This window comes from Kitasatospora sp. NPDC093558 (assembly GCF_040683475.1).
Classification (GTDB): Bacteria; Actinomycetota; Actinomycetes; order Streptomycetales; family Streptomycetaceae; genus Kitasatospora.
This window is the reverse complement of record NZ_JBFBDY010000267.1, coordinates 1-8,776: the sequence shown is the minus strand read 5'-3', so window position 1 is coordinate 8,776 and position 8,776 is coordinate 1. Positions and strand designations below refer to the sequence as shown.

The window sequence follows — 8,776 nt, the reverse complement described above, 5'->3', positions numbered from 1 at the left end:
ATCGCGACGGCCGTCGGGGTCGGCATCGGGCCCTGGACCGTCTCGGCCGCGTGCACGCCCAGGCGCGGCACCACGGTGGTCGGCGCCTCCGCGGGCACCCGCGGCAGGTCGGCGTGGCGGGTGATCTGCCCGGCGACCGGGTGCGGCAGCCAGTCCTCGCCGAAGGTGAGGTGCCCGCCCACGGCGGGGTGGGTGCGGGCGGCGGCGATCACCTCGGCGGTGGTCGGACGGTCCTCCGGGCGCTTGGCGAGGCAGTGCCGGAGCAGCTCGCGCAGGCCGGGCGGGACGTGGCCGAGCTCGGGCTCCTCGTGGACCGTCCGGTACAGCGCGGCGAGGTCGGGCCCGTCGCCGAAGGGCGGGGCGCCGCCGGCGACGTGGACGGCGAGGGCGCCGAGGGCGTGGACGTCGGTGGCCGGCGTCGCGGTGAGGCCCATGGCCTGTTCGGGGGCCATGTAGGCGGGCGAGCCGATGCGCAGTCCGGTGCCGGTGAGGGCGCCGGCGTCGGCCGCGCGGGCGATGCCGAAGTCGATCACCCGGGGGCCGTCGGGGGCGATCAGGACGTTGCCCGGCTTGAGGTCGCGGTGCACGACGCCGCTGGCGTGGATCGCCTGGAGCGCCTCGGCGATGCCGGCCACGAGCAGCAGGACGGTCCGTTCCGGGAGCGGGCCGAAGCGCTGCACCACCTGCTGGAGCGAGGGGCCCGGCACGTACGTCGTGGCCAGCCACGGGGTGATGGCCTCGACGCCCGCGTCGACGACCTGCGCGGTGAAGAGCCCGTGGATGCGCTGCGCGCTGGCGACCTCCTGGGCGAACCGGGCCCGGAACTCCGGGTCCTCGGCCAGCTCGGGCCGGACCACCTTGAGTGCCACCGGCCGCCCGCCCGGGGTGTACGCGAGGTAGACCCGGCCCATGCCGCCGGCGCCGAGGCGGGCGTACAGCCGGTAGCCGCCGACCTCGCGCGGGTCGTCGTCGGTCAGTCCCTGGAAGACCGGCGGCAGGGCGAAGGGGGATCGGTCAGCGGACATGCGGGCTGCCTCTCTCGGCGGACGGGGCGGACTACGGCCCGACGACGGCAAGGACAGCGCGGGTCGGCGCCGCAGAGTTTAGAGGCTCCATCAGGATCGGCCGAATCCGGGTCCGGCCAAAGACCCGCAGGTGCCTAGTGGTGCTCCAGCTCCGCCTCGACGGCCCCGCGCAGCAGCCGTCGTGCCTGTTCGAGCGGCAGCGAGCCGCTCAGCCAGCGCACGCTCAGCCCCTCGACGAGGGCCGTGAGCCGCTCGGCGGCGGCCGCGTGGGCCGGGGCGGTGCCCAGCGGGTCGGCGCGGGCGAGGAGTTCGGCGACGTCGTGCACCCAGCTGTGGGTGCTGCGCGCCAGCTCGTGGCGGAGGTCCGGTTCGAAGACCGCGGTGGCCCGCAGTTCGCCCCAGGCGGTGCTGTTCTCCCGCACGTCGACGGTGTCCTGGAGCTCCAGGAGGAGCACCTGCTCCAGGTCGGTGCGGGGGTCCGCGGCGCGGGGCGGTCCGTCCGGGCCGCCGGTGTCGCCCGCGGTGTAGCGGTCGGCGCGGTCGCTGATGAACTCCAGGGTCTGCTGGAGGACACCGGCGCGGTCGGTGAAGTGGTAGTAGATCAGCGAGGTGGACACGCCGGCCTCGGCGGCCAGCTCGCCCATGCGCAGTCCGCGTACGCCGCGCCGGGCGATGACGCGGGTGGCGGCTTCGAGTATCCCAGTCCGGCGGTCCGACATGAGTGGTGACTCTACCCGCCTTCCGCCCTCGCGTGTCGAAAATCCTGATCGTTTATTCAGGATCCCTGCTCCAAGTGTGCGCAGAGGGTTGACTGAATTTTCAGTGCAGTGGAGGATGCGGGGCAACCCCCACACCTCCCACCTCTCCCAGGGAGTGCTGCATGACCATCCCCACGCCCTCGAGACGCCGGCTGCTCCGGTTCGGCGCGGCTGCCCTGCCCCTCGTCGCGCTCGGCGCGGCCCTCCCGGCGACGGCCCACGCGGCCGACGCGGACCCCGGGACCACCACCCCCGGTACCAGTACCGCCCCCGACGGCACCGCGGCCGCCACCCTCAGGCTGCGGATCCCCGCGGAGACCGACCGGCACGACCGCACGTTCATGGCCTGGCCGGCCCTGTCGTCGATCTGGGGACACCGGCTCTCGGCCGTCCGCGACGCCATCGCCCGCGTCGCCTACGCGATATCCCGCTACGAACCGGTCGTGGTCGTCGCCCGTCCCGGACAGGCCGCCGACGCGCGGTACTGGCTCGGGCGCGGCGCCTACTACGGCATCACCGTCGTCGAGATCGCCAACGACGACCTCTGGATCCGCGACTTCGGCCCCACCTTCGTCGTCGCACCCGGGGCCGTCGCCGGTGTCGACACCAATTTCAACGGCTGGGGCAAGACCGGCACGTCCTACTACCAGCGCTGGACGGAGGACGCGGCCGTCGCCTCGGCCCTCCTCGCCGAGTACGGCGTCGACCGCGTCGGCGCGCCCTTCGTCGGCGAGGGTGGCGCGCTGGAGACGGACGGCGAGGGCACCCTGCTGGCCACCGTCAGCTCGCTGGTCAACCCCAACCGCAACCCCGGCATGAGCCAGGACCAGGTCGAACAGGCCCTCAAGTCCTCGCTCGGACTGGACAAGGTGATCTGGCTCGCCGGCCTGGCCGGCCAGGACATCACCGACGACCACGTCGACTGCCTGGCCCGCTTCACCGCGCCCGGCCAGGTGATCCTCGACAAGCCGGGACCGGGGACGGACCGGCTCTGGATCGACGTCTACGAGCAGGCCAAGCAGGTGCTGCAGAGCGCCACCGACGCTCGGGGCCGCGCGCTGACCGTCACCGAACTCCCGGGCCCGGACCGCAACTTGATCCGTGGCACCGGGAAGGACTTCCTCTCCAGCTACACCAACTTCTACACCGCCAACGGGGCCGTGTTCGTGCCCCAGTTCGGCGACTACTACGCCGACGCGGCCGCCTACACGATCCTCCAGGCCGCGTTCCCCAGCCGCGATGTCGTCCAGCTGAACATCGACGCCATCGCGCGCGGCGGCGGCGGGATCTACTGCGCCACCCAGTCGCAGCCCACCCGGCCGCCGGCCGTCTGAGACCCCCTGGCGGCCCGTCCACGACCCCACGGAGGCGGGCCGCCAGGGCCCCCACGCACCCAGCGACGACAGCACACAGCACGAACAGCACAACAGCACTGAGCACAACAGCACACCGCACGACAGCACACCGCACATACAACCCGGCACCATCCCGACCAGGACAACGAGGTTCCCCGTGACGTACCGAATGCCCGCCGAGTGGACCGAGCACGAGGGCTGCCTGATGGCCTGGCCCGTGCGGCCCGACCTCTGGGGCGACACGCTCGCCGAGGTGAAGCACGAGTACGCCGAAGTCGCCCGCACCATCGCGCAGTTCGAGCCGGTGACGATGGCGGCGCCGCCCGGCCACGGCGACGAGGCGCGCGCGATGTGCGGCGAGGGCGTCACCGTCGTCGAACTGCCCATGGACGACTCGTGGTTCCGCGACTCCGCCCCGATCTTCGTCCTCGACGCCGAGGGCCGCCGTGCCGGTGTGGACTTCCGCTTCAACGCGTGGGGCCGCAAGCACCACCCCTGGGACGCGGACGACCGGATCAGCGGCCTGCTGCTGGACCACCTCGGCGTCCCCGCGTTCCGCTCCGAGATGATCCTCGAAGGCGGCGCGATCACCGTCGACGGCGAGGGCACGCTCATCACCACCGAGCAGTGCCTGCTGCACCCCAACCGCAACCCCGGCCTGAGCCGCGAGGAGATCGAGGCGGAGCTGAAGGCGCGCCTCGGCGTCACCAAGGTGATCTGGCTGCCGTACGGCGGCCTGCTGGACACCGAGACCGACGGGCACGTGGACGGCGTGTGCGCGTTCGCCGCCCCCGGCCGGGTCGTCGTGCAGCTCCCGGCCGACCCGGAGCACCCCGACTACGCCCGGATGCGCGCCAACCGCGCCGTGCTGGAGCACTCGACCGACGCGCAGGGCCGGCCGTTCGAGATCGTCGACGTCCCGCAGGCCGCGTTCGTCGAGGTCGACGGCCGGGAGGTCGAGGTCGGCTACCTGAACTACTACCTGGCCAACGGCGCCGTCGTCGTGCCCGTCGCCGGGCACCCCGAGGACGAGGGCGCCCTCGCCGTCCTCGCCGCAGCGCACCCGGGCCGCAAGGTCGTCGGCGTCCGGTCGCGCGTGATCGCGTGGGGCGGCGGCGGCATCCACTGCATCACGCAGCAGGTCCCGGCCGCCCGGGTTTGACCGGTACATCCGGAAAGCGCGTGCCCTGCCCGGACCCAACGGACCGTATCCCTCTCCCCGGACCGAACGGACGTACAACCCTCATGACCACCACACCCGCGAGACCAGCCGGCGCCAGCCCGCGCGGCCGGCTCACCCTCGCGACCACCGCCCTCCTCTCGGCCGCGGCCCTCGTCGCTGCGTGCTCCGGCCCGCCCCGCGGTGGAAGCTCCGACCAGGCGGGCTTCCAGCTGTCCGCCTCCACCCCGCCGGCCAAGGGCGAGATCCAGTCCTTCACGTGGGCGACCTACGCCGAGCCGCCCACGCTGGACTACATCCAGGCCTTCGACTACCCGCAGAACACGATCCTCGCGAACGTGTGCGAGAGCCTGATGCGCTGGACGCCCCAGCTCACCCTGGCCCCCGGCCTGGCGGAGAAGGCGTCCAACCCCGACCCCACCACGTGGGTGTACGACCTGCGTTCCGGTGTGCACTTCCATGACGGCACGGTGATGACCGCCGACGACGTCGTCTACAGCCTCGGCCGCCAGACGAACCCGGACAACGCGTCCGCGTGGGCGCAGGTGTTCCAGAACGTCGACTCCGTCACGAAGACCGGGCCGCTCCAGGTCACGGTCAAGCTCAAGCAGCCGGACTCCCAGTTCCCGCAGTACATGGCCACGGCGGCGGGCGTCGTCGCGGCCAAGGCGGGCGTGGAGGCGGCCGGCAAGGACTACGGCACGACGGGCAGCCTCGACTGCACCGGACCGTTCCGGATGGGCACGTGGGCCAAGGGCCAGTCGATCGAGCTCCAGCGCTTCGACGACTACTGGGGCACCAAGGCGAAGTCCGGGAAGGTGGTCTTCAGCTTCCTCACCGACCCCTCGGCGCGCACCAACGCGATGCTCACCGGCGACGTCGACGGCGGCTACCTCATCCCGACCGAGAGCTACGACCGCCTGAAGAAGAGCGGCGCCGGCACGCTGTACTTCGGCGAGGGCCTGAGCACCGTCAACGTCAACGTCACCAGCATGCAGGGCGCCCTCGGCGACGTCCGCGTGCGCAAGGCGCTGTCCCTCGCGCTCGACCGCAGCGGCTTCGTCCGCACCGGCCTCGGCGGCTCCGGCACCGTCACCGGCTCGCTCACCACCAAGGCGGTGTGGGCCACCGCCCCGGACGACCTCCGCAAGACGGCCTTCGACGGGCTCACGCCCACCGCGCAGGACGTCGAGCAGGCCAAGTCCCTCGTCAAGGAGGCGGGCGCGGGCGGCAAGACGCTCGTCATGGCCACCAGCACGATCGGCCAGGACGTCTCCCTGCTCGCCACCGCCGTCCAGGCGGCCGGCGCCAGGATCGGGCTGAACATCCAGCTGAAGACGATCGCCCCGAACGCCTTCACCGCGCTGTTCACCGACGCCAAGGCCCGCGAGGGCATCGACATGTTCCCCGAGACGTACTACGACTCGATCACCGACCCGCTCGACCTGCTCGCCACCTTCAAGACCGGCGCGTACCAGAACTTCGCCGGCTACGGCGACAAGGCCTACGACGACCTGGTCGACAAGGCCACCGCGGAGTACGACCCGGCCAAGCGCGCCGCGATCGAGGCGCAGCTCCAGAAGGCGGCCTCCGAGCAGCTCCTGTGGATCCCGGTCGCCGAGTGGCCGACCGCCGTCTTCCTCAACAAGCGGATCACCGGCGCCCCGACCACGATCTCGTACATGTACTACCCGTGGGCGGCCGACGTGGGGGCCGCTCTGTGAGCCCCTCCAGCTCAGTGCACCCCTCCAGCTCGGCGAACCCCTCCCGCTCGGCGAGCTCCACCAGCACGGCGAAACTCCCCGGTGTGGCGGCCTTCCTGAGGTTCGCCGCCCGGCGGCTGCTGGAGATGGCCGTCACCCTGCTCGGCGCGTCCTTCGTCGTCTTCGGCGCGATGTACCTGGCGCCGGGCAGCCCGGCGAGCTTCCTCCTGTCGGGCCGGTCGGCCTCACCGGCCGCGCTGGAGGCGATCAACGAGCAGTACCACCTCGACGACCCGTTCCTCGTGCGGTACTTCCGCTGGCTCGGCCAGGTGCTCCAGGGCGACTTCGGGCGCTCGATCACCTACCGCACCGACGTGTCGAAGCTGCTCGCCGACCGGCTGCCCGCGACGCTGCTACTGGTCGCGATGGCCCTGCTGGTGGTCGCCGTCATCGGCGTGACGCTCGGCTGGATCGGCGCCGTGCGCGGCGGTGCGACGGACTCCGCGATCCTGGTGTCCACCACGCTCGCCGTCGGCACGCCGTCCTTCGTCGCGGCGGTCCTGCTGCAGGGCCTGTTCGCGGTGAAACTGGGCTGGTTCCCGACCAGCGGCGCCGGGGACGGCTTCGGCGACATGCTCTGGCACCTCACCCTGCCCGCCGTCGCCCTCGCGCTCTACCTCGTCGGCATGCTCGCGCGGGTCACACGCTCGGCGATGCTCGACGCCCTGGAGGGCGAGCACGTCACCGTCGCCCGAAGCCGCGGCGTGCCCGAGCGCGAGGTGATCCGCCGGCACGTGTTCCGCAACTCGCTCGGCACCGTGCTGACCACCGGCGGGCTGATTGTCTCCACCCTGCTGGTCTGCACGATCCTCGTGGAGTCCGCGTTCAGCATCGGCGGCATCGGACAGCTCCTCGAACTGTCCACCACCACCAAGGACTTCCCGACCGTCCAGGCCATCTCGCTGATCATCGTCGCCCTGTTCATGGCCGTGAACCTCGTCGTCGACCTGCTCCACCCGCTGGTCGACCCCCGGGTCACGCTCGGTTCGAGGAGGTCCGGCGCATGAGTACCGGTCTCACCCAGCGGTCGGGCCTCACCCGCCGCCCTGGCCTCGGCCGGGTCAAGGCCGCCCGCGCCCCGCTGTACGCGCTCTGCCTCGGCCTCGTCGTCCTCGTGGTGCTCGCCGCGCTGCTCGCACCGTGGCTCGCGCCGTACGACCCGAACGCCGTCGACCTGTCCGCCGCCCTCGCCGGGCCGTCCCCCGACCACCTGCTCGGGGTCGACGCCGCCGGCCGCGACACCCTCGCCCGGCTCCTGCTCGGCGCCCGCACCTCACTGCTCGGCCCGCTCGGCGTCGTCGCCTTCTCCACGGTGGCCGGCGTTGCGGTCGGCGTCGTCGCGGGCTGGCGGGGCGGCTGGCTCGACTCCGTCCTGTCCCGCAGCACCGAACTGGTCTTCGCGTTCCCCGGGATGCTGCTCGCCATCCTGATCGTGTCGGTCTACGGCGAGGGCCTGCTCGCCCCCGTCATCGCCCTCGCGATCGCCTACCTGCCCTACGTCTCCCGCCTCACCCGCTCGCTGGTGCTGGCCGAGCGCGAACGCCCGTACGTCTCCGCGTACCGGGTCCAGGGACACTCCGCGTGGCAGATCTGCCTGCGGCACGTCCTGCCCAACATCGCGCCGATCGTCCTCGCCCAGTCCACCATCAACTTCGGATACGCCCTCATGGACCTCGCCGGCCTCTCCTTCCTCGGACTCGGCGTCCCCGCCCTCACCCCCGACTGGGGCCGCATGGTCTTCGACGGCCAGACCGCGATCCAGCACGGCTACCCGCTCGCCGCGGTCCTGCCCTGCGCGCTCATCGTGCTCACCGTCGTCGCCTTCAACGTCGTCGGCGAACGCTGGGCCGACCGGGTCGCCCGGAGGACCGCGTGAACGCCCTCGACATCCGCGGCCTGCGGCTCCGACTTCCGGGCACCGCACGGCCCGTGCTCGACGGCGTCGACCTCACCGTCGGGCGCGGCGAGACCGTCGCCCTGGTCGGCGAGTCCGGCTCCGGCAAGACGCTCACCTCGCGCACCGCCCTCGGCCTGCTGCCACCCGGCGCGGCCCCGGAGGGGCAGGTCCTCGTCGACGGCGAGGACGTCCTGACCATGGACGCCGCCCGGCTGCGCGCCCTGCGGACCGGCAAGGCCGCGATGATCTTCCAGGACCCCCGCGCGGCCATCAACCCGCTGCGGCGCATCGGCGACTTCCTCACCGAGAGCGTCACCCTCACCGGCACGATGAGCCGGGCCGACGCGCGGCACCGGGCCGCCGAACTCCTCGACGCCGTCGGCCTCGGCGCCGAACTGCTGCGCCGCTACCCCGGCCGGCTCTCCGGCGGCATGCTCCAGCGCGTCATGATCGCCGCCGCCCTCATGGGCGACCCGATACTGCTGCTCGCCGACGAGCCCACCACCGCGCTCGACGTCACCAGCCAGGCCGAGGTCATCGCCCTGCTCGGCCGGCTGCGCGAACGCTTCGGCACCGGCCTGCTGTTCGTCACCCACGACCTCGGGCTGGCCGCCGCGATCAGCGACCGCGTCTACGTCATGTACGCCGGGCGGATCGCCGAAACCGGGCCCGCCCGCGCGCTGTTCGACCACCCGCGCCACCCGTACACGGCCGCGCTCCTCTCCTCCACCCCGCGCCTGGACACCCCGCCCGGCCGCCTCGCCGCCATCGACGGCCAACCGCCGGACCTGCGCCAGG

7 protein-coding genes and 1 pseudogene are annotated in these 8,776 nt (G+C 72.6%); 6 read left to right on the top strand and 2 right to left on the bottom strand.

Features of this window, described 5'->3' with window-relative positions:
• Together AB0O00_RS22800 and AB0O00_RS22795 are read right to left on the bottom strand one after the other, a co-directional pair.
• Positions 1–1,025, bottom strand: a 1,025-nt coding sequence (locus AB0O00_RS22800) for a serine/threonine-protein kinase (RefSeq protein ID WP_363654545.1), incomplete at its 3' end; no start/stop codon positions are given.
• Positions 1,026–1,159: 134 nt separating this feature from the next.
• Positions 1,160–1,744: a TetR/AcrR family transcriptional regulator gene (locus AB0O00_RS22795; protein ID WP_363654543.1), complete on the bottom strand. Its 585-nt coding sequence runs from the start codon at positions 1,742–1,744 to the stop codon at positions 1,160–1,162.
• A gap of 161 nt (positions 1,745–1,905) precedes the next feature.
• On the opposite strand from AB0O00_RS22795, the gene AB0O00_RS22790 reads away from it, so the two are divergent.
• The 6 genes and pseudogenes from AB0O00_RS22790 to AB0O00_RS22765 all read left to right on the top strand — a co-directional run.
• The gene (locus AB0O00_RS22790; RefSeq protein ID WP_363654542.1) at positions 1,906–3,117 is read left to right on the top strand and encodes an agmatine deiminase family protein; all 1,212 of its coding nucleotides are present in this window, start codon (positions 1,906–1,908) and stop codon (positions 3,115–3,117) included.
• Positions 3,118–3,295: 178 nt separating this feature from the next.
• Complete coding sequence (locus AB0O00_RS22785) at positions 3,296–4,300, top strand: agmatine deiminase family protein (protein ID WP_363654540.1); 1,005 nt, start codon at positions 3,296–3,298, stop codon at positions 4,298–4,300.
• Between the two features lie 83 nt (positions 4,301–4,383).
• Complete coding sequence (locus tag AB0O00_RS22780; RefSeq protein ID WP_363654538.1) at positions 4,384–6,042, top strand: ABC transporter substrate-binding protein; 1,659 nt, start codon at positions 4,384–4,386, stop codon at positions 6,040–6,042.
• Between the two features lie 83 nt (positions 6,043–6,125).
• Positions 6,126–7,088, top strand: a complete 963-nt coding sequence (locus AB0O00_RS22775) for an ABC transporter permease (RefSeq protein ID WP_363654536.1) — start codon at positions 6,126–6,128, stop codon at positions 7,086–7,088.
• Positions 7,085–7,957, top strand: a complete 873-nt coding sequence (locus AB0O00_RS22770) for an ABC transporter permease (RefSeq protein WP_363654534.1) — start codon at positions 7,085–7,087, stop codon at positions 7,955–7,957. The genes AB0O00_RS22775 and AB0O00_RS22770 overlap by 4 nt, the downstream gene beginning before the upstream one ends.
• Positions 7,954–8,776: pseudogene (locus tag AB0O00_RS22765) on the top strand (ABC transporter ATP-binding protein); the annotation flags it as partial. The gene AB0O00_RS22770 and the pseudogene AB0O00_RS22765, both read left to right, overlap by 4 nt.

What these genes read in the sequence shown, in the direction of transcription:
- AB0O00_RS22795 (WP_363654543.1), bottom strand. Translation starts at nt 1,744, where the DNA reads ATGTCGGACCGCCGGACTGGGATACTCGAAGCCGCCACCCGCGTCATC.
- AB0O00_RS22790 (WP_363654542.1), top strand. Translation starts at nt 1,906, where the DNA reads ATGACCATCCCCACGCCCTCGAGACGCCGGCTGCTCCGGTTCGGCGCG.
- AB0O00_RS22780 (WP_363654538.1), top strand. Translation starts at nt 4,384, where the DNA reads ATGACCACCACACCCGCGAGACCAGCCGGCGCCAGCCCGCGCGGCCGG.
- AB0O00_RS22770 (WP_363654534.1), top strand. Translation starts at nt 7,085, where the DNA reads ATGAGTACCGGTCTCACCCAGCGGTCGGGCCTCACCCGCCGCCCTGGC.